This is a genomic window from Streptomyces sp. NPDC058092 (assembly GCF_042884935.1).
Classification (GTDB): Bacteria; Actinomycetota; Actinomycetes; order Streptomycetales; family Streptomycetaceae; genus Streptomyces.
The window spans coordinates 200,918-221,538 of the sequence record NZ_JBHVSY010000010.1 but is presented as its reverse complement, the minus strand read 5'-3'; the positions used below and the strand labels follow the sequence as shown (position 1 = coordinate 221,538).

General features: G+C 70.8%; 14 protein-coding genes and 1 pseudogene. 13 read left to right on the top strand and 2 right to left on the bottom strand.

What is annotated here, in order from left to right; all coding sequences use genetic code 11:
• Positions 1-18 precede the first annotated feature (18 nt).
• The 13 genes and pseudogenes from ligA (at position 19) to ACFVV1_RS18985 (ending at position 18,868) form a co-directional block, all read left to right on the top strand.
• A complete protein-coding gene (gene ligA, locus ACFVV1_RS19045) occupies positions 19-2,211 on the top strand; it encodes an NAD-dependent DNA ligase LigA (protein ID WP_389990345.1) in 2,193 nt (730 codons plus the stop codon).
• 492 nt (positions 2,212-2,703) lie between these two features.
• The gene (locus tag ACFVV1_RS19040; RefSeq protein WP_389990493.1) at positions 2,704-4,791 is read left to right on the top strand and encodes a putative bifunctional diguanylate cyclase/phosphodiesterase; all 2,088 of its coding nucleotides are present in this window, start codon (positions 2,704-2,706) and stop codon (positions 4,789-4,791) included.
• Between the two features lie 235 nt (positions 4,792-5,026).
• Positions 5,027-5,323 (top strand): Asp-tRNA(Asn)/Glu-tRNA(Gln) amidotransferase subunit GatC, encoded by a 297-nt coding sequence (gatC, locus tag ACFVV1_RS19035; protein ID WP_384455104.1) that lies wholly within the window; start codon positions 5,027-5,029, stop codon positions 5,321-5,323.
• 5 nt (positions 5,324-5,328) lie between these two features.
• Positions 5,329-6,831, top strand: a complete 1,503-nt coding sequence (gene gatA, locus ACFVV1_RS19030) for an Asp-tRNA(Asn)/Glu-tRNA(Gln) amidotransferase subunit GatA (protein WP_389990343.1) — start codon at positions 5,329-5,331, stop codon at positions 6,829-6,831.
• Entirely contained in the window at positions 6,828-7,067 is a 240-nt protein-coding gene (locus ACFVV1_RS19025; protein ID WP_389990341.1) for a hypothetical protein, read from the top strand. The genes gatA and ACFVV1_RS19025 overlap by 4 nt, the downstream gene beginning before the upstream one ends.
• A gap of 15 nt (positions 7,068-7,082) precedes the next feature.
• Complete coding sequence (gene gatB, locus ACFVV1_RS19020; RefSeq protein WP_389990339.1) at positions 7,083-8,591, top strand: Asp-tRNA(Asn)/Glu-tRNA(Gln) amidotransferase subunit GatB; 1,509 nt, start codon at positions 7,083-7,085, stop codon at positions 8,589-8,591.
• Between the two features lie 217 nt (positions 8,592-8,808).
• Positions 8,809-9,129: pseudogene (locus ACFVV1_RS19015) on the top strand (ArsB/NhaD family transporter); the annotation flags it as partial.
• Between the two features lie 132 nt (positions 9,130-9,261).
• Positions 9,262-11,388: a phosphocholine-specific phospholipase C gene (locus ACFVV1_RS19010; protein ID WP_389990337.1), complete on the top strand. Its 2,127-nt coding sequence runs from the start codon at positions 9,262-9,264 to the stop codon at positions 11,386-11,388.
• Between the two features lie 276 nt (positions 11,389-11,664).
• Positions 11,665-13,911, top strand: a complete 2,247-nt coding sequence (locus tag ACFVV1_RS19005; RefSeq protein ID WP_389990335.1) for an MMPL family transporter — start codon at positions 11,665-11,667, stop codon at positions 13,909-13,911.
• A complete protein-coding gene (locus ACFVV1_RS19000) occupies positions 13,911-14,465 on the top strand; it encodes a GNAT family N-acetyltransferase (RefSeq protein WP_389990491.1) in 555 nt (184 codons plus the stop codon). Before ACFVV1_RS19005 ends, ACFVV1_RS19000 begins: the two co-directional genes overlap by 1 nt.
• Positions 14,466-14,559: 94 nt before the next feature.
• Positions 14,560-15,201: a hypothetical protein gene (locus ACFVV1_RS18995; protein ID WP_389990333.1), complete on the top strand. Its 642-nt coding sequence runs from the start codon at positions 14,560-14,562 to the stop codon at positions 15,199-15,201.
• A gap of 219 nt (positions 15,202-15,420) precedes the next feature.
• Positions 15,421-15,630: a hypothetical protein gene (locus tag ACFVV1_RS18990; protein ID WP_389990331.1), complete on the top strand. Its 210-nt coding sequence runs from the start codon at positions 15,421-15,423 to the stop codon at positions 15,628-15,630.
• 70 nt (positions 15,631-15,700) lie between these two features.
• A complete protein-coding gene (locus ACFVV1_RS18985) occupies positions 15,701-18,868 on the top strand; it encodes an AAA family ATPase (RefSeq protein ID WP_389990489.1) in 3,168 nt (1,055 codons plus the stop codon).
• A 55-nt stretch (positions 18,869-18,923) separates the two neighbouring features.
• On the opposite strand, the gene ACFVV1_RS18980 is transcribed toward ACFVV1_RS18985, so the two are convergent.
• Positions 18,924-19,322 carry a DUF6191 domain-containing protein gene (locus tag ACFVV1_RS18980; RefSeq protein ID WP_389990329.1) on the bottom strand — a complete coding sequence of 133 codons (399 nt, stop codon included), beginning with the start codon at positions 19,320-19,322 and terminating at the stop codon, positions 18,924-18,926.
• Positions 19,323-19,344: 22 nt separating this feature from the next.
• Complete coding sequence (locus ACFVV1_RS18975) at positions 19,345-20,508, bottom strand: PQQ-dependent sugar dehydrogenase (protein ID WP_389990327.1); 1,164 nt, start codon at positions 20,506-20,508, stop codon at positions 19,345-19,347.
• Positions 20,509-20,621: the final 113 nt, after the last annotated feature.

Sequence of the window (20,621 nt, the reverse complement as noted above, 5' to 3'; positions counted from 1 at the left end):
TAACGGGAGGACGAGACGATGGCCGGCGAACAGCAGACGGCATTGCCCGCACAGGCACGGGAGCGGCACGCACTCCTTGCCGAGCAGGTCGAGGAGCACCGCTTCCGGTATTACGTGAAGGACCAGCCGGTCGTGAGCGACGCCGAGTTCGACCGGCTGATGCGTGAGCTGGAGGCCCTGGAGGCGACGTATCCCCAGCTGCGCACACCGGATTCGCCGACGCAGAAGGTCGCGGGGCCGTACCAGACGGAATTCACCTCTGTCGAGCACCGCGAGCGGATGCTCTCGCTGGACAACGCCTTCGACGACCTGGAGTTGGCGGCCTGGGGCGAGCGGATCGCCAAGGACGTCGGCACCACCGGCTACCACTTCCTGTGCGAGCTGAAGGTCGACGGTCTCGCGGTCAACCTCACCTATGAGCACGGACGGCTGACCCGGGCCGCGACCCGCGGCGACGGCCGCACCGGCGAGGACATCACCCCCAATGTCCGTACGATCTCCGAGATCCCGCACCGGCTGAAGGGGGACCGGATCCCGGCGCTGGTCGAGATCCGCGGCGAGGTCTTCTTCCCGATGGAGGCCTTCGAGGAGCTCAACGCCCGGCTCGTCGAGGCCGACGACAAACCGTTCGCCAACCCGCGCAACGCGGCGGCCGGTTCACTGCGGCAGAAGGACCCGAAGGTCACCGCCACCCGCCCGCTGCACATGGTGGTGCACGGCATCGGCGCCCGCGACGGCTTCGACATCGACCGCCTCTCGCACGCCTACGAGCTGCTGCACGAATGGGGCCTGCCCACCGCCAGGCACAACAAGGTGGTGGACTCCCTCGACGGGGTACGGGAGTTCATCGCGTACTTCGGCGAGAACCGGCACTCCGTGGAGCACGAGATCGACGGTGTCGTCGTCAAGCTCGACGAGGTCCCGCTCCAGGGCCGGCTGGGCTCCACCTCGCGCGCCCCGCGCTGGGCGATCGCCTGGAAGTACCCGCCGGAGGAGGTCAACACCACACTGGTGAACATCCGCGTCGGCGTCGGACGCACCGGCCGGGTCACCCCGTACGCCCAGGTCGAGCCGGTCGAGGTGGCGGGCTCCGAGGTCGAGTTCGCCACCCTGCACAACCAGAACGTGGTGAAGGCGAAGGGCGTCCTCATCGGGGACACGGTGGTGCTCCGCAAGGCGGGCGATGTGATCCCGGAGATCCTCGGCCCGGTCGTCGATCTGCGCGACGGCACCGAGCGGGCGTTCGTGATGCCGACGCACTGCCCCGAGTGCGGTACTGAGCTGAAGCCCATGAAGGAGGCCGACGTCGATGTCCGCTGTCCCAACGCGCGTTCCTGCCCCGCGCAGTTGAGGGAGCGCCTCGCCTACCTCGCGGGCCGCAAATGCCTCGACATCGACCACTTCGGCTATGTCGCGGCCGCGGCCCTGACCAAGCCACTGGAGCCCGCCGAGCCTCCGTTGCGCGACGAGGGCGATCTCTTCGGGCTGACCGCCGAGCAGCTGCTGCCGATCCGGGCCTATGTCCTGGACCCGGACAGCGGACTGCCCAAGCGCGATCCGAAGACCGGTGAGGAGAAGACCGCCTGGGTCTTCGCCAACCAGCAGGGCGAGCCGAAGAAGAACGCCCTCGCCATGCTCGACGCCGTCGCCGCGGCCAAGGAAGCCCCGCTCGCCCGGATCCTCACCGGGCTCTCCATCCGTCATGTGGGCCCGATCGCGGCCCAGGAGCTGGCCCGTCAGTTCCGCTCCATCGACCGGATCGACAAGGCGACCGAACAGGAACTGGCCGAGGCCGACGGGGTCGGTCCCGTCATCGCGGCTTCGGTGAAGCAATGGTTCGCCGAGGACTGGCACCTGGAGATCCTGCGCAAGTGGCGGGCGGCCGGGGTCCGGATGGAGGACCAGGGGGCGGGGGAGGAAGTGGGGCCGCGCCCGCTCGAAGGACTCACCGTCGTCGTCACCGGCACGCTGTCCGGCCACACCAGGGACGGCGCGAAAGAGGCGCTCCAGAGCCGGGGGGCCAAGGTGACGGGTTCCGTCTCGAAGAAGACCTCCTTCGTGGTCGTCGGCGACAACCCGGGCTCGAAGTACGACAAGGCGATGCAGCTGAAGGTGCCCGTGCTGGACGAGGACGGCTTCGCCGTGCTGCTCGAACAGGGGCAGGACGCCGCACGCGAGGCGGCCGTCCCGGTCGGAGAACCGGCGGAATAGGACAGATTCGCTTCGGAAAGGACAGGCCCCTTTCGGAGAACGGGCGGAATGGGCAGAACAGGATAGATCAACAGGCGGAACAGGGCAGATTATTGACCGGGAATCGATGGAACGGGACCGGTCGGTGGGTGAACGGTGAACGGGAAGGTGCAGAAAGGATGTAGAGGGACGGACGGGACCAAGGGGCGTCGTCCGGAGGTCGGATTCACCCGATCGGCGCATACCAGATGCTGACGGTCGGTCGGTTCGCATTCGGGCAAGAGCTGTAGAGCGCTGCCCGAAGAGGCCCTCTGCGGCCTACTGTTGAGATGTGCACCTGCCGTGCCGGCCACGGGGTGGGAAAACGGGTCGTGGTGGCATGGAGCCGAACCATCGGGTGACATCGGCACCGCCGGCTGTGAGAGGGACGGAATGAAACCGACCGAGAGCGCCGCACCGGTGTCGCGGCTGCAAGGTTTCGTCGGCCTCACGCCCGGAGTGGGTGCCGTTGTCATGGCGATCGCCGTTGTTCAGCTCGCGACCGGTTTCTACCGGACCGTGAACGAAGGACACGCACTCTTCCCCGACGGCAGGGCCGGCTGGTCCCTCGCCGTCCTCACCGGCATCGTCGTGGGCCATCTCGTCGCGCTCGGGCGCGACCGCTGGTGGGGCGGCACCGGTTCCGGGGCCGCCCTCACCCTTGCCGTGCTGCTGCTCTACGGCTGGGTGCCCGCAGGCCTGGTCAGCCTGGTCGTCGTCGTCCTCGTCGGCATCGCCCGCAGACACCGCTGGCGGCAGGGGCTGCTGCACGGCGCGGTGGACATCCTGGGGATAGGAGCGGCAGCCCTGGTACTCGCCGCGTTCGGCGACGTGCAGACCATCGAATCGCCCGGGCAGCCACTCGACTGGGGCATCGGCGCCGTCCCCGAAGTCCTGCTGGCCGCCTCCACGTATCTGCTGGTCACCCGGGTCCTGCTGTGGTACGCACGGGCACCCCAGGGCGGCGGCCTGCCGACCGTCGCCCGCACCGCCCTGCTGCGCCAGGGCCTCGTCGCGGTCGCCCTGCTCGGCATCGCACCGCTGATCTGCGTCGTCGCGACGACCATGCCCGTACTCCTGCCGCTCTTCGCGGTCCCGCTGATCGCCCTGGACTCCACCCTCTGGATCGCCAGTGCCCGGGCCGAGGAGCAGCTGCGCGACCCCCTGACCGGACTGCCCAACCGGCAGTGGCTGCTGGAACGCACCTGGGCGGCCCTGGAGGACGCCGAGTCCATCGGTGCCAGATCCGCTCTCGTCCTGATCGACCTCGACCGATTCCGTGCGGTCAATGACACTCTCGGTCATCTGGCGGGGGACCGGCTGCTGCTGCAGATAGCGGAACGCCTCAGGCTGGCGCTCCCCCGAGGAGCGGAGGCCGCGCGGCTCGGCGGTGACGAATTCGCCGTGCTCCTGCCGACCGCGGACTCCACCACCAGCGCCCAGCGGGTCGCCCGCCATCTGGTTGCCGAGCTGTCCTCCCCGCTGGACCTGGACGGTCTGACCCTGGTCCTGGAGGCGAGCGCCGGAGTCGCCGTCTACCCGGACCACGCGCTGGACGCCGAAGGGCTGCTCAGGCGCGCGGACGTGGCGATGTACCAGGCCAAGCGCGACCGTACGGGCGTGGAGGTGTACGAGTCGAAGCGCGACAGCAACACCCCGGACCGGCTCGGGCTCCTCGGAGATCTGCGGCGCGCGCTGGACGCCGGCGACGTGGAGCTCCACTACCAGCCGAAGGTCCGCTTCGACGGCCAGGTGGTCGGCCTCGAAGCGCTGGTGCGCTGGGTGCATCCGGAGCGCGGACGGGTCCCCCCGGACGAGTTCATCGCCATCGCCGAGTCGTCCGGCCTGATGCCGCACCTCACGGAGTACGTCCTGGAGACGGCGCTGGCCCAGGTCGCCCGGTGGCGGGCGCAGGGCCTGTTCGTCCCGGTCGCGGTCAACGTCTCCCCGCGCGATGTCCACACCCCCGGATTCGCGGGCGGCGTCGCGGCCCGGCTCGCCCGGCACGGCGTCCCTGCCGGGTCCCTGCAGCTGGAGATAACGGAACACGTACTGCTGGAGGACCCGCAGCGCGCCGCCGACACCCTCGCCGGGCTCACCGGGCACGGCGTGAAGATGTCCCTCGACGACTTCGGTACGGGGTACTCCTCGCTGGTCCACCTGCGCCGGCTGCCGGTCAGCGAGCTGAAGATCGACCGCTCGTTCGTGGCCCGGCTGGCCGTCGACAACGAGGACGCGGAGATCGTCCGCTGCACCATCGACCTGGCCCACTCCCTCGGACTGCTGGTCGTCGCGGAAGGCGTCGAGGACGACGAGACCTGGGAGCGGCTGCGGGATCTGCGGTGCGACGCGGTGCAGGGCTGGCTGGTCGCCGCGGCGATGCCGCCGCAGGAGACGACGGCCTGGCTGCGGGCGCGCGGTGAGCACGGGTGGCGGCGGCCCGCGGAACTGGCGGCAGCGGCGGCAGCGGCGGCCAGTGCGGCTGCTGGTGCGACCGGGGCCGCAGAGCTGGAGCACCGGCCGACGGGCCGCGCGGTGAAGCCGGGCCCGGCGACGGCCTGAGCGACCGGGTGGGGCGGGGCGGGAAGGGGCCGGAGACGCCCGGCGGTGGCTTCGTCCTCGATCTCCCCCATCGCCCGAAGGGCATGGGAGGGGCCCCTCGACGGGCATGAAATGCCCCGCAGGGGGCGCGAGTGAGGCGGGGCTGACCAGGGTGTTCGCCCGGGTGGCGGGAGGGGTCGCGGGCGACACCATAGGATTGGGCCAAAACCACACACCAACCCCTGAGGATCGCTGCATGCCTGGCATCACGCGCGAGGAGGTCGCCCACCTCGCCCGGCTGGCGCGTCTGGAGCTGAAGGGCGAAGAGCTCGATCACTTCGCCGGTCAGCTCGACGACATCATCGGCGCGGTCGCCCGCGTCTCCGAGGTCGCCGACCAAGACGTACCGCCGACCTCCCACCCGCTGCCGCTGACGAACGTCATGCGCGCGGACGAGATCCGTCCGTCGCTCACCCCCGAGCAGGCGCTCTCCGGCGCCCCGGCCCAGGAGCAGCAGCGTTTCAAGGTGCCGCAGATCCTGGGGGAGGACTAACAGCCATGACGGACAACAGCACCATCATCAAGCTCACCGCGGCCGAGATCGCCGCGAAGATCGCGTCGGGCGAGCTCACGGCCGTCGAGGTCACCGAGGCCCACCTGGCCCGGATCGACGCGGTCGACGAGAAGGTCCACGCCTTCCTGCACATCGACCGCGAGGGCGCGCTCGCGCAGGCCCGCGTCGTCGACGCGAAGAAGGCGGCCGGCGAGAAGCTGGGTCCGCTGGCCGGTGTCCCGCTCGCACTGAAGGACATCTTCACCACCGAGGGCATGCCGACCACCGTCGGCTCCAAGATCCTCGAAGGCTGGATCCCGCCGTACGACGCGACCCTCACCAAGAAGCTGAAGGCCGCCGACATCGTCATCCTCGGCAAGACCAACATGGACGAGTTCGCCATGGGGTCCTCCACCGAGAACAGCGCCTACGGCCCGACCGGCAACCCGTGGGACCTCACCCGCATCCCCGGCGGCTCCGGCGGCGGCTCCTCGGCCGCGCTCGCGTCGTACGAGGCCCCGCTCGCCATCGGCACGGACACCGGCGGTTCCATCCGCCAGCCCGCCGCCGTCACCGGCACCGTCGGCGTCAAGCCCACCTACGGCGGCGTCTCCCGCTACGGCATGGTGGCGTTCTCCAGCTCCCTGGACCAGGGCGGGCCCTGCGCCCGCACCGTCCTGGACGCGGCCCTGCTGCACGAGGCGATCGCCGGGCACGACCCGATGGACTCGACGTCCATCGACGCCCCGGTCCCGCCGGTCGTCGAGGCCGCCCGCAACGGCAGCGTCGACGGCATGCGCGTCGGCGTCGTCAAGCAGTTCGCCGGTGAGGGCTACCAGGCCGGGGTCGTCCAGCGCTTCAACGAGTCGGTCGAGCTGCTGAAGTCGCTCGGTGCCACGATCGTCGAACTGGACTGCCCGTCCTTCGACCTGGCCCTGTCGGCGTACTACCTGATCGCGCCGTCCGAGTGCTCCTCCAACCTGGCCCGCTTCGACGCCATGCGGTACGGCCTGCGCGTCGGCGACGACGGCACGAGGTCGGCCGAGGACGTCACCGCCCTCACCCGCGAGGCCGGCTTCGGCGACGAGGTCAAGCGCCGCGTCATCCTCGGTACGTACGCCCTCAGCTCCGGCTACTACGACGCGTACTACGGCTCGGCGCAGAAGGTCCGCACCCTCATCACCCAGGACTTCGAGAAGGCCTTCGAGCAGGTCGACGTCATCGTCTCCCCGACGACGCCCACCACCGCCTTCCCGATCGGCGAGCGCGCCGACGACCCGATGGCGATGTACCTCGCGGACCTGTGCACCATTCCGACCAACCTCGCCGGCAACTCCGCCATGTCGCTGCCCTGCGGCCTGGCCCCGGAGGACGGCCTGCCGGTCGGACTGCAGATCATCGCCCCCGCCATGAAGGACGACCGTCTGTACAAGGTCGGAGCTGCCGTCGAGGCCGCCTTCGTGGAAAAGTGGGGGCACCCGCTGCTGGAGGAGGCTCCGTCACTGTGAGCGCACTGACCAAGGCCAAGGGCTTCAAGAAGTCCAAGACCGGTACGTATCTGTCCATCGGCACCACCGCGTTCGGGGCGCTCGGCGTCATCAAGCAGGCCAGGAAGGCCCGCTACGAGCACGACACGCTCCGACTGATCGACGCCGTTGTCTCCGCCGCCGCCATCGCCACCGGTGTCGCCCTGCTGCTGCGCGAACTCAAGCGCCTCGGCGATGACGACGTACTGCTGGGCTGAGAGGGAAGTTTCACCGTGACTGTCACCGACCTGGTGTCGTACGAGGACGCGCTCGCGTCCTACGACCCCGTCATGGGCCTGGAGGTCCATGTTGAGCTCGGCACCAAGACCAAGATGTTCTGCGGCTGCTCGACCGAGCTCAAGCAGGACGCCAACTCCCAGACCTGCCCGGTCTGTCTCGGCCTGCCCGGCGCACTGCCGGTCGTCAACGAGATCGGCGTCGAGTCCGCCATCAAGATCGGTCTCGCGCTGAACTGCGAGATCGCCGAGTGGTGCCGCTTCGCCCGGAAGAACTACTTCTATCCGGACATGCCGAAGAACTTCCAGACCTCCCAGTACGACGAGCCGATCGCCTACAACGGCTATCTGGACGTCCAGCTGGAGGACGGGGAGATCTTCCGGGTTCAGATCGAGCGCGCCCACATGGAGGAGGACACCGGCAAGTCGACCCACGTCGGCGGCGCCACCGGCCGTATCCAAGGCGCGTCCCACTCCCTGCTCGACTACAACCGGGCCGGCATCCCGCTCATCGAGATCGTCACCAAGCCGATCGAGGGAGCGGGCGCCCGCGCCCCCGAGGTCGCCAAGGCGTACGTTGCCGAGCTCCGCGAGCTCATCAGGGCGCTCGGGGTGTCGGAGGCCCGGATGGAGATGGGCCAGATGCGCTGCGACGTCAACCTGTCGCTGCGCCCCAACGGCACCGAGACGTTCGGTACGCGCTCCGAGACGAAGAACGTGAACTCGCTGCGTTCCGTCGAGCGCGCCGCCCGCTTCGAGATCCAGCGCCACGCCGCGGTGCTGAGCTCGGGCGGCACGATCGTGCAGGAGACCCGGCACTTCCACGAGGAGGACGGCTCGACCACGGCCGGCCGCATCAAGGACAACGCCGAGGACTACCGCTACTTCCCGGAGCCGGACCTGGTTCCCGTCGCTCCGGCCCGTGACCGGGTCGAGGAGCTGCGCAAGGGACTTCCCGAGCTGCCGCGGCTGCGCCGCAAGCGGCTGAAGGAGGACTGGGGCGTCTCCGAGTTCGACATGCAGTCGATCCTCAACGCGGGCGCGGTCGACCTGATCGTCGCCACGACCGAGGCGGGCGCCCCGTCGGACCAGGCCCGCAAGTGGTGGATGGGCGAGCTGGCCCGTCACTCCAACGAGACCGGCACCGCCCTGGACGAGCTGGCGATCACCCCGGCGCAGGTCGCCCGGGTGACCGAGCTCGTCGCCTCCGGCGACCTCAACGACAAGCTGGCGCGCCAGGTCATCGAGGGCGTCCTCGCGGGCGAGGGCGACCCGGACACCGTCGTCGAGAAGCGCGGCCTGAAGGTCGTCTCCGACGAGGGCGCGCTGTCCACGGCCGTGGACGAGGCCATCGCCGCCAACGCGGCCGTCGCGGACAAGATCCGTGGCGGCAAGATTGCAGCGGCGGGTGCGCTCGTCGGCGCGGTCATGAAGGCCACCCGCGGCCAGGCGGACGCGGCCCGGGTCCGTGAGCTGATCCTGGAGAAGCTCGGCGTCGAGGGCTGACCCGCCCCCGTACACCGGGCGGTCGACGCATGTCTCCGAGGGGGCGGTGCACCCATGATGGGGCGCACCGCCCCTTCGCCCGTCCGGAGAGTCGAAGTCCGCTGAACACCGTCACTGCCCAGACCGTCTCCGTCGTGTTCCTGCTCGGCGTACCGGTTCCTGCTCGGCGTACCGGCCTTCGCCGCCGTACGGCCCCGGGGACTGCCGGAGGCGTACGCCGCCGTACCCGGCGGTGGCCGCAGTGGCGGCCGTGCTCGCCCACCTGATCAACAACCTGCCCGCGATCCTCGCCCTGCTCCCGATCGTCGCGACGGCCGGCCCCGGCCCGCTGCTCGCCGCCCTGATCGGCGTGAACGTCGGCCCGAACCTCACCTGCGTCGGCTCGCTCGCCACCCTGCTCAGGCGCCGCATCCTGCACACCCACGGCGCCGCGCCCGACCTCGGCCACTTCACCCGCCTCGGGCTGCTGACCGTACCGGCGACGCCGGTCGTGTCGACGGTGGCGCTGTGGGGTGCGCTGCAACTGATCGGCGTGTGACCCGGTGCGGGGCGCGGTTGGACTTTTCCGGCCGACCTGTTGGACGTTCACCACGGAGCCGTGCGAAATCCTTCCCGGCGCCACCTGACTTGATTAGTTTCCCGGCTGTACCACAGGACTCGGGAGGCTCACTTGACCACGGACATTTCACGGCGAAGGCTCTTCGCGCTCGGCGGCGGTGCGCTCGGCGCCGCAGCGGCGGGGTCGCTGCTGCCGCCGTCACTGCAGGCCGCGATCGCCGCGCAGCCGGCGCCCTCGGCGGGGTCCGGCGGCGGTGACGGGCTCGAAGCCATCAAGCATGTGGTGATCCTGATGCAGGAGAACCGTTCCTTCGATCACTACTTCGGCACACTGCGAGGAGTACGCGGCTTCGGCGACCGCAATGCCGTCGAGCTGCCCTCCGGCAAGCCGGTCTTCGAGCAGCCCGCTCCGCTGGGCACCTCCGTACTGCCGTTCCCGGTGCGGGACGCCGCCGCGACGCAGAAGAAGGACCTCCAGTACATCGGCGCGCTCGACCACTCCTGGAGCGGCGGCGGCAAGGCGTGGGCCGGCGGGTGGATGAACGGCTGGGTGACCGCGAAGACGGCCGCCACCATGGCGTACTACGACCGCCGCGACATCCCGCTGCACTACGAACTGGCCGACACCTTCACGGTCTGCGACGCCTACCACTCCTCCATCCACACCTCCACCAGCCCCAACCGCAACCACCTGTGGAGCGGGAAGACGGGCAACGAGGCGAACGGCAAGCGGGCCGTCGGGAACGACGCGTACAACGAGGGCACGCACCCCGGGTACGACTGGGGCACGTACGCGGAGCGGCTGGAGAAGGCAGGCCGCAGCTGGCGCACGTACACCGAGTGGGAGAACTTCACCGACAACCAGATCGAGTTCTTCGCCACCTTCAAGGCGATCGCCCGCAAGGCACTGGCGAAGACCGGCGGCCATACGTACATGGAGTCGTTCTACTCGGCGGTACGGGGCGCCGACGCCACCCAGCGGGAGCGGCTGTTCGGCCTGCTCGAAGAGGGTGTCGCCACCCTGGACAAGACCGAACGCAGTCTCTTCGAGCGCGCGCTGCGCCGGGTGGAGACCGGAACGCTGGCCGAGGAGTTCGCCAAGGACGTGGCGGCGGGCACGCTGCCCGAGGTCTCCTACCTGGTGCCGTCGGCCGTCGACTCCGAGCACCCGAGCGTCTCCTCGCCGATCCACAGCGCGACGATCGTCTACAAGGTCCTGGACGCGCTCGGCAAGCACCCCGACGTGTGGCGGCACACCGCCGTCCTCATCAATTACGACGAGAACGACGGCTTCTTCGACCACGTGCCGCCGCCGGTCGCGCCGCCCGAGGTGACCGAGGAGCGGTGGGAGGGCAAGCCCACCGGTCTCGGGATACGGGTACCGCTGCTCGTCGTGTCGCCGTGGACCGTGGGCGGCTACGTCTGCTCCGAGGTCTTCGACCACACCTCCGTGATCCGCTTCCTGGAGCGCTGGACCGGCGTGGAGGAACCGAACATCAGCGACTGGCGGCGCACCGTCACCGGCGATCTGACCTCGGCCTTCGACTTCAAGCGCGCGTGGCGCCGGCCCGACGTGGAGCAGCCCGGTACCATCCCGCCGTTCAGCGGACGCTGGGCGCCGAAGCCGCCGCTCGTGCAGCACATGCCCGTACAGGAGCCGGGGGCCCGGCCGGCCCGCGCGCTGCCGTACCAGCCGGACGCCCAGGCGAAGCTGGTGGACGGGGCGGTGCAGGTGGCCCTCACCAATACAGGGCGCTCGTCCGCGCACTTCGCGCTGTATCCGTACGCGGGCGAGTTCCCCGTACCGCAGCACCGGGACGTAAGGGGCACGGCGCAATGGACGGTGCCCCTTACCGGTACGGCGTACCGGTTCACCGTGACGGGGCCGAACGGCTTCCGGCGCGAGTTCGCCGGGCCCGCACAGGACGGCGCCTCGGCCGGGGCCGAGGTCGCCTCACGGGTCGACGCGCGTGAGCGGGATCTGCATCTCACGCTGCGCAACACGGGGCGCACGACGCTCACCTTCACCGTACGGCCGCTCGGATACGTCGAGGAGGCGGATCTGCGGGACTGGACCCGGACGGTCAAGGTCAAGCCGGGACGGAGCCGTACGGTCGTCCACTCGGCGGCAGACGCGCACGGCTGGTACGACCTGGCCGTCACCGTCGACGGGGACGACGTCTTCCGGCGCCGGCTGATGGGGCACATCGAGAACGGCCGGGTGAGCGTCTCCGGCTGATCCGGGTCCGAGCTGCGGGGCGCCGTACGCCGTGCAGAGCGGCACGGCGCCCCCGCCAGGAGCCGTGGTGAGTCCGTGACTCTTTGTGCGTCCAGGACTGGGCCGGGGACTCGGCCGGGGACTCTTTGTGAGCCCGGACCCTTGTGAGTATGGCCACGAAAGGGACAAACGATCACCATTGGCTGCCAGAGTGGCTGTTCTCAGGTCATGCGCTCTTTGCGGGTAATTCATGTGTTGTCCCGCCAAGGAACCACGAACCGGCAGGGAGCACGTCCATTGGCTGCAATTGCCCGCTGGTGCATCAAGCACCGTCTCATCGCCGTACTCATCTGGCTTGTCGCCCTCGGCGGCACGGTCACCGCGGCGGGATTCGCGGGCTCCGCGTACTCCAACAACTACGACGTGCCCGGCACGGAGGCCGGCCGGGCCACCGACCTCCTCAAGAGCGGTTTCACGAACCTGGGCGGTGACACCGACACCATCGTCTGGCACACCAGCGACTCCACCGTGCGGGCCGCCGACGTACGCCAGACGATGACCAGCACCCTGCACGCGGTCGAGGAGCTGCCCGGTGTCGGCGCCGTCACCGGCCCGTACGGGGCGTCCGGCACCGGACAGATCAGCGAGGACGGACACACCGCCTACGCCACGGTCACCTTCGACCAGCAGACCGAGGACATCCCGGCGCAGCAGGTCCAGGCCGTCGTCGACACCGCGAAGGCGGCCGCCGGCGACCACCTCCAGGTGGAACTGGGCGGCTCGGCCATAGCCGTCACCGAAGCGCCGTCCGCCCACTTCAGCGAGGCCATCGGGGTCGTCGTCGCCGCGGTCGTCCTCTTCCTCGCCTTCGGCTCGCTCGCCGCCAGCATGCTGCCCATCGCCACCGCCCTCGTCTCCGTCGGCACGGCCTACGCGGGCATCGTGCTGCTCGGCCATGCGATGACCGTCGCCGACTTCGCCCCCATGCTGGGCATGCTGATAGGGCTCGGCGTCGGCATCGACTACGCCCTGTTCATCGTCACCCGGCACCGCAGCGGACTACGCAGAGGCATGACGGTCACCGAGGCGGCGCAGAACGCCGTCGTGACGACCGGGCGGTCCGTCGTCTTCGCCGGAGCCACCGTCTGTATCGCGCTGCTCGGCATGCTGATCCTGCGGCTCGGATTCCTCAACGGCGTGGCGATCGCCGCCTCGCTCACCGTCGTGCTGACCGTGGCCGCGTCCGTGACCCTGCTGCCCGCCCTGCTGTCCTTCATCGGCATGCGGGCGCTGAGCCGGCGCGAGCGCAGAAGACTCGCCGAGCGCGGGCCGCAGCCCGAACTGCCCACCGGCTTCGCCGCCCGCTGGTCCGCCTTCGTCGAACGCCACCCCAAGCTGCTCGGCGCGTTCGCCGCCGTGGTGATGCTGGTGCTCGCGCTGCCCACGTTCTCCCTGCATCTGGGCACCTCCGACCAGGGCAACAACCCCTCCACGTCGACCACCCGGCAGGCGTACGACCTGCTGGCCGACGGATTCGGGCCCGGCATCAACGGACCGTTGACGATCGCCGCGCAGATCGACGGCGCCGACGACCGGCTCGCGATGGACGGCCTGCCGGCCACCCTGCGGGCCACCGACGGCGTGGCCTCGGCCGGCCCGGTCACGTACAGCAACAACGGCAGTACGGCCTTCGTCACCGTCGTACCGAAGTCGGCACCGCAGGCGCAGGAGACCAGCAAGCTCGTCGAGCGGCTGCGTACGGAAGTCCTCCCGCAGGCCGAGGCGAACACCTCGCTCCAGGCCCATGTGGGCGGGGTGACGGCCGGCTACGACGACTTCGCCCGGGTCATCATCGGCAAGCTCCCGCTCTTCATCGGCGTCGTCATAGGGCTCGGCTGTCTGCTCCTGCTGCTGGCGTTCCGGTCGATCGGCATTCCGCTGAAGGCCGCCGTGATGAATGTGGCCGCCGTCGCCTCCTCGTTCGGAGTCGTCGTCGCGATCTTCCAGTGGGGATGGGGGAGCGAACTGCTGGGGCTGGGCAGCTCCGGGCCCATCGAACCGTTCCTGCCGGTGATCATGGTGTCCGTGCTCTTCGGGCTCTCCATGGACTACCAGGTGTTCCTGGTGGGGCGGATGTACGAGGAGTGGCAGGAGACCGGGGACAACAGACGGGCGGTCCGGGTCGGCCTCGCAGAGACCAGCCGCGTGATCAACTCCGCGGCCGTGATCATGATTTCGGTCTTCCTCGCGTTCGTCCTCAGCGGGGACCGGGTCATCGCGATGTTCGGCATCGCCCTGGCCGCGGCCGTGGCCCTCGACGCGTTCGTCCTCCGTACGCTGCTGGTCCCCGCCCTCATGCACATGCTGGGCGGCGCGAACTGGTGGCTGCCGGACTGGCTGGACCGGCGGCTGCCGCGGATCAGCATCGAGGCTCCCGAGCGCGGGGCGCCGCATGCGAAGATCCCGCAGGCAGCACAACCGATGGAGCCGGTGGAAGGCGCGCGGACAGTGCACGCGGCGGAAGCGGTTCGAGAAGGAGCATGATGTTCGCGATATCCCTGGGTGACGACGGCGCGGAACTGCGTCCACTGGAGATCTGGCAGGCGGCGGAATTCCTCGCCCACGTGGACCGGGCCCGCGAGCTCGTCGACCCCTGGATCCCGTTCGCCTCCTTCGCCACCGACCTGGAGTCGGCGCGCGCCCTGCTCCGGCGGTACGCGGAGAAGCAGGCGGCGGACACGGGACGCCTCTACGGCATCTGGCTGGACGGCACGCTCGTCGGCGGCGTCTTGTTCCGGATCTTCGACGCGGAGTCGGGGAACTGCGAGGTCGGCTGCTGGCTGGAACCGGCGGCGGAGGGGCGCGGACTGATCACCCGGGCGGCGGAGAAGCTGATCGACTGGGCGGTCTACGAGCGCGGCATGCACCGCGTGGAGTGGGACGCCTCCGCCGCGAACACCCGCAGCGTCGCCGTGGCCAAGCGGCTCGGCATGACGCGCGACGGGGTGCTGCGCCAGAACTACCTGTACCGCGGTGAGCGGCACGACTCGGAGATCTGGTCCGTGCTGGCCCCGGAGTGGCGGGCGCGGAAGTCCTGAGGCCGGGGCGGGGGACGGGCCGGGACCGGCTGCGGGCACAGGCGGGGACCGGGCGTTAAGAGGGTTCTCATCTGCTCCGCCTAGCGTGCGGAGCATGAACCCCAGGACCCCCACAAACCCCACCACCCCCACCGACCCCGCCGCTCCGGCTGACAACGAGGGAACGGGCTCCGCCCCCGACGCCGGCGTGAAGGACGGCGGCTTGAAGGACGCCGGTGTGAAGGACGCCGGTGTGAAGGACGCCGGAATCACGGCCTCCGAATCCGAGGCCGCCGAGTCCGCGGACCCCGACTTCGACGACCTCGACTTCGAGGACTCCGGCAAGAAGCCGTCCGGTCTCGGTTCGGCCGCCGCGGCCGTCGCCGCCGCCGGTCTCGGCATCGTCGCGCTCACCGGGTCCTGGACCGGCAAGGTCGCCGCCGAGCGCGAGACCCTGATGGGACAGATCAAGACCTCGTCCGGTGGCACCGCGGCCCAGCAGATCTCCGAGATCTACGGCGACGCCTGGCACTCCACGGCACTGGTCAACGGCCTCTTCGCGCTGCTCGCCCTGCTGGTCGGCATCTTCGCCCTGGTCCGCCCGGCCTTCGGTACGCCTTCCCCGAACCCGCAGCCCGGCTGGGTGCGGGCCGTCGCGACCGCCGGCATCGCACTCGGTGTCCTCGGTGTGGTGCTCTCCGCCGCCATGTACTTCGACCTCATCGTGCCCCTGCCGACCGCGGTCGCCACTCAGTGAGTACGCACCACCCCCCAATTGCCGGTCGGTCTAAGGCATCCGCCGGTGCGGCTCCGACTCCGTATGCGGCGGTGTCCGCACCCGGCTAAGGCTCCTCACTCCGCGAAGATGCGGAACTCGCCCGATGTGACGGCACCCCCTGGGAGACGACAGTGGGGGCACGGCAGAAGCACTGCCGCCCCCCGGCCCCAACGGGCCGTCGTCCTCCGGGAGAAGCACATGTACACGCTCGAACTCCACAAGATGAACGCGACCGAACTGCGCCGCCGGGCCGACCGGGAGCGGCTCGCCCAGGAGATCCTTCGCGCCCGCCGGGCCGCTCGCCGGGCCGCCCGTGATTCCGGGCGAGCCGCCCGTCGTGATTCCGTGAGCAAGGAGGCCGAGGGGCCGGCGAGTACGGACCGGAACCGGTTCGTCCACGCCGCCTAGCAGCCACATGACGCGGCCGAGCGATGCCGGCGACCGGATTACGGGGCCCGCAGTGTCGGACCCGTGTGCGATGCTCGGCGACGTGGAGACCAGGTCCGTCAGTCCCGTATTCGTCGGCCGCGCAGGTGAATTCGCCTCGCTCATCGATGCGCTCACCCGCGCCACCGGCGAGGGCACCGGCCGGGCCGACGGCCCCGGCGGCGAGCCACAGGCGCTGCTCATCGGCGGCGAGGCGGGCGTCGGCAAGACCCGGCTGGTCGAGGAGTTCCTCACGGCGGCGGTGCGCCGCGAGGCCGTCGTCGCCGTCGGCGGCTGCGTCGAGATCGGTGCCGACGGCCTGCCCTACGCCCCGTTCTCCACCGCCCTGCGCGCCCTGCGCCGCACCCTGCCCGACGAGATGGCCGCCGCCTGCGCCGGACAGGAGGGCGAGCTGGCCCGGCTGCTCCCCGAACTCGGCGTGGCCGACCGGGACGCGACCGATGAGCACAGCACCGCCCGCCTCTTCGAACTCACCGCGAGACTCCTGGAGCGCATCTCCGCGCAGCGCACGGTCGTCCTCGTCCTGGAGGACCTGCACTGGGCCGACGCCTCAACCCGCCATCTCCTCGCCTATCTCTTCCGCACCGTGCGCAGCGGCCGCCTCGTCGTGATCGGCACCTACCGCTCCGACGACATCCACCGCCGGCACCCCCTGCGCCCCCTCCTCGCCGAGCTGGACCGGCTCCGTACCGTCCGCCGGATCGAACTCGCCCGCTTCAACCGCGCCGAGGTCCGCCGCCAGCTCACCGGCATCCTCGCCGCCACCCCCGAGGCCGCCCTCGTGGACGAGATCTTCGAACGGTCCGACGGCAACGCCTTCTTCGTCGAGGAACTCGCCTGCAGCCTGGAGAGCGGCGACCACTCCCGGCTCTCCGACTCGCTGCGCGACCTCCTGCTCGTCCGCGTCGAAGCGCTCCCGGAAGACGCCCAGAAGATCGCCCGGATCGTCGCCGAGGGCGGTTCCGCCGTCGAGTACGAGCTGCTGGCCGCGGTCGCCCGGCTCGCCGAGGACGACCTCATCGAGGCACTGCGGGCAGCCGTCGGCGCCAACCTGCTGCTCACCACCCCGGAGGGCAACGGCTACCGCTTTCGGCACTCCCTGGTCCGCGAGGCCGTCAGCGACGATCTGCTGTCCGGCGAGCGCTCCCGGCTCAACCGGCGCTACGCGGAAGCCCTGGAGACCGACCCCACCCTCGTCCGCGCCGGCGAACGCGCCACCCGGCTCGCCAGCTACTGGTACGGCGCACACGACGCCGCCAAGGCCCTGCCCGCCGTCCTGAAGGCCTCGGTCGAGGCTCGCCGCCGCTACGCCTTCTCCGAACAACTCCGCTTGCTGGAACGGGCGATGGAGCTGTGGGACGACGCCCCCGAAGACGTACGCAGCACCCTGCGCCCCATCGACTACGCCGAGAGCTACCCCATCTGCAGCTGCGACCCCGACGCCACCCCGCTGCGCTATCTCGACCTCATGGCCGAGGCCACCGTCGCCGCCCGGTTCGGTGGCGACCGCGAACGGGCCCTGGCCATCGCCAAGAAAGCCATGCGCGTCCTGGAGGGCGAGGACGACCCGCTGCGCGCCGCCTGGTTCTGGGTCCAGCGCTCCCGGCTCATGCAGGACCTCACCCGGGGCAACGGATGGCAGGAACTGGCCAACGCCCAGGAACTCGTCCGCGGACTGCCCCCGTCCGTCGTCCACGCCGACGTCCTGATGAGCGTGGCGGGATGGGGCGCCCTGCACCGCCCCGGCGCCGAGACCCTGCTCGCCGTCGACCGGGCCGTGGAGTACGCCCGGCTCGTCGACGACGAGTACACCGAACTGCACGCCCGGCTCACCCGCGGCTGGCTCACCGCCGACGCCGGGAGCGTCGACGAAGGCATCGCCGAGATGTATGCCGTCCGCGACCGCGCCGATGAGCTGCACCTGGTCGGCATCATGAGCCGGGCCGGTATCAACCTCCCCTCCACCCTCGAATCCATGGGCCGCTCCCTGGAGGCGGTGGCCGCCGCGGACCACGGCATCGAGATCAGCCGCAGCCATGGCATCGCCGACATGGAGGCATGGGTCCGCTGCAACCAGGCCACCTCGCTCTTCTCCCTCGGTCACTGGGACGAGTGCCGGGCGACGGTCGACGCGGCGGCCCGCGCCGCCCGGTCCAGCAAGGCGCAAGGGCTCGTCGCCTCATGCCGTACCGAACTGGCCCTCGCTCAGGGCGACCTGGCCGAGGCCGAAACCCAACTCTCCCTGAGCCGAAGCTGTTTCGGCACCCGGGACCCGCAGCCCCAGCACCTCATCCCCTCCGTACGGCATGCCATGACCCTCGCCGCGCAGCAGGGCAGGCTCGCCGAGGCGCGTGCCGCGTTCGAGGTCCAGTCGGAACAGGGCTTCCCGCCCGGCACCCAGCGGTATGCCCTGCCGCTGCTCCATGCCGCCGCCGCTGCCGAGGCCGACGCCCGGGGCCTGCCCGCCGCCGACGCCGGCCGGCCGGCGATCCTCGCCGCTGTCCGGACCCACCTGAAGCGGCTGCCGATGCTCGTCCCCATCTGGGCCGCCTACGGTCTCCTGGTCGACGCCGAACTGGCCCGGGCCGAAGGTCTCGACACCCCCGACCACTGGTCCCGCGCCGCCACCGCCTTCGCCCCGCTCCACCGCCCGTACGAGCTGGCGCAGATCCGCCACCGCTGGGCCGAGGCCCTCCTCATCGCCTCCGGCGACCGGCCCGCGGCCACCACCCTGCTGCGTGACGCCCACCGCACCGCCGGGCAGCTCGGCGCACGCCCGATGACCGAGACCATCGAGCTGCTGGCCGGCCGCGCCCGCATCACCCTCGCCGCCCCGGACCGGACCCCGGCCCACGGCACCGCCCACGAGATACCGGACGCCGTCACCCTCCCCGCCCAGGAACGCGCCGCCGACGAGGCAGCGGACCGGGAGCAGGCCGAGGACCACCTGCGCGAGGCGGCCGCGGCTGCGGTGGAGTCCTTCCGGCTCACGCGACGCGAACAGGATGTGCACCGACTGGTCGCCGCCGGTCACACCAACCGCCGGATCGCCGAGGAGCTCTACATCTCACCCAAGACCGCGAGCGTGCACGTCTCCAACATCCTCGCCAAGCTCGGCGTTTCCAGCCGCGGCGAGGCGGCCGCCCTGGCCCACCGGCTCCGCCTCTACCCCGCCACCGCCGCCCGGAAAACCTCCTGACAGGGCGGAGCCGCAGGCCTGACCGCCCCGGCGCCCCGTCGAGGCCACCGCCCGGTCAGGCCCGCGGCCCGCTCTCCGGAGCCTCCTCGGTGCCGGCGTCGGGTCCGGCCTGCGGACCGTCCGGCACATCCGGCCCGGGAGCCCTTTCGCGGCTGTCGGCACGAGCGCTGTCGGCACCAGCGCCGCCGGCACGAGCGCTGTCGGCACCAGCGCCGCCGGCACGAGCGCTGTCGGCACCAGCGCCGCCGGCACCGGTCCCGGCACCGCCGTCGCTGTCGGCACCGTCAGCGGGCGCCCTGATGATCACCTTCCCCGATGCCAGGTCCACCGGCCCGCGCCCCGGGTCGCCGACGCCGAGATCCACCCTGGTCAGCTCCAGCCGCTTCTGTTCCTCGGCGGCATGCTTGCGGCCCGGTGCGAAGAGTTCCTCGAAGAAGTTGAACACCGGCCGCACGCCCTTTCACCTGCTGTAGCCGCTACCGCACCTCCAGCACCAGGATCCTGTCGTCTCCCGGCTTCGGGGTGCCACGGGTGTCCGTATTGCTCGTGACGAGCCAGAGCCTGTTGCCGCCCGCGGCGAGCACGGTGCGCAGACGGCCGTACCTACCTTTCAGGAACGCTTGCGGGGCCGCCACCAGTTCCCCGTCGCCCCTGCCGGACAGCGGAATCCGCCAGAGCCGCTCACCGCGCAGGGCCGCCATCCAGACCGAACCCTCGGCAAAGGCGATCCCGCTCGGGGACGCCTCGGACGTCTTCCACTGGGCCACGGGATCGATGAAACCCTTCTTCCCGGCCTTGCCCTCCACCACCGGCCAGCCGTAATTCCCACCCGGCACGATCCGGTTCAGCTCGTCCCAGGTGTCCTGCCCGAATTCGGACGCCCACAGCTGCTTCTGCCCGTCCCAGGCCAGCCCCTGCACATTGCGGTGCCCGTACGAATACACCACGGAGTCGGCCGCCGGATTGCCGTGCAGCGGCTGACCGTCCGGGGTCATCCGCAGGATCTTGCCGGCCAGGGACTTCTTGTCCTGCGCGAGAGCGCCGTCCTCCGTATCCCCGGTGCCCGCGTACAGCATGTGGTCCGGGCCGAACGCGATCCGCCCGCCGTTGTGGATCGAGCCCTTCGGGATGCCCCGCAGAATCGTGTCCGGAGCGCCCAGCAGCCGGCCGGGCGTCGTGCCGTTCTCGTCGTACTGCATGCGCGCGATGCGGTTGTCGGACGCCGTCGTGAAATACGCGTACACCAGATGGTCCGAACCGTACGTGGGGGAGACCGCGATGCCCAGCAGCCCGCCCTCGCCACCGGGCGACACCCCGGGCACGGCGCCCAGCAGGGTCTTCTTCCCGCTCTTCCCGTCGATCCGGGTGATCGTTCCCTTGTCGCGCGAGGAGACCAGCAGATCGCCGCCGGGCAGCTCGGCCAGCCCCCACGGCGAGTCGAGGCCCTCGGTGAGAGTGGAGACCACCCTCACCGAGCCCTTCGCGGGCGGCGGGGAGACCGACGGGGACGGGGAGGCCGACGGACCCGAGGCGGCGGGGACGGGGCGGGACGGCAGGTCGCCGACGCCCGACGCGCTGCCGGAACCGTCCCCGGAGGAACAGCCCGCGGTCAGCAGCAGGCCCGCGGCCAGCGCGGCCACCGACCCGCGTCGTACGCCTCCGCGCCGACGCAGCCCCCGAAACCCCCCACGCCCCGCAGGGCCTCGTACAGATCCGAACCCAACACCGCGCACAGCATCGATCCCTTCGACGG

Coding starts and splice junctions, on each gene's coding strand:
- ACFVV1_RS18985 (WP_389990489.1), top strand. CDS start 15,701: ATGCTCGGCGACGTGGAGACCAGGTCCGTCAGTCCCGTATTCGTCGGC.
- ACFVV1_RS19000 (WP_389990491.1), top strand. CDS start 13,911: ATGTTCGCGATATCCCTGGGTGACGACGGCGCGGAACTGCGTCCACTG.
- ACFVV1_RS18990 (WP_389990331.1), top strand. CDS start 15,421: ATGTACACGCTCGAACTCCACAAGATGAACGCGACCGAACTGCGCCGC.
- ACFVV1_RS18995 (WP_389990333.1), top strand. CDS start 14,560: ATGAACCCCAGGACCCCCACAAACCCCACCACCCCCACCGACCCCGCC.
- gatA (WP_389990343.1), top strand. CDS start 5,329: ATGACGGACAACAGCACCATCATCAAGCTCACCGCGGCCGAGATCGCC.
- ligA (WP_389990345.1), top strand. CDS start 19: ATGGCCGGCGAACAGCAGACGGCATTGCCCGCACAGGCACGGGAGCGG.
- gatC (WP_384455104.1), top strand. CDS start 5,027: ATGCCTGGCATCACGCGCGAGGAGGTCGCCCACCTCGCCCGGCTGGCG.
- ACFVV1_RS19040 (WP_389990493.1), top strand. CDS start 2,704: ATGGCGATCGCCGTTGTTCAGCTCGCGACCGGTTTCTACCGGACCGTG.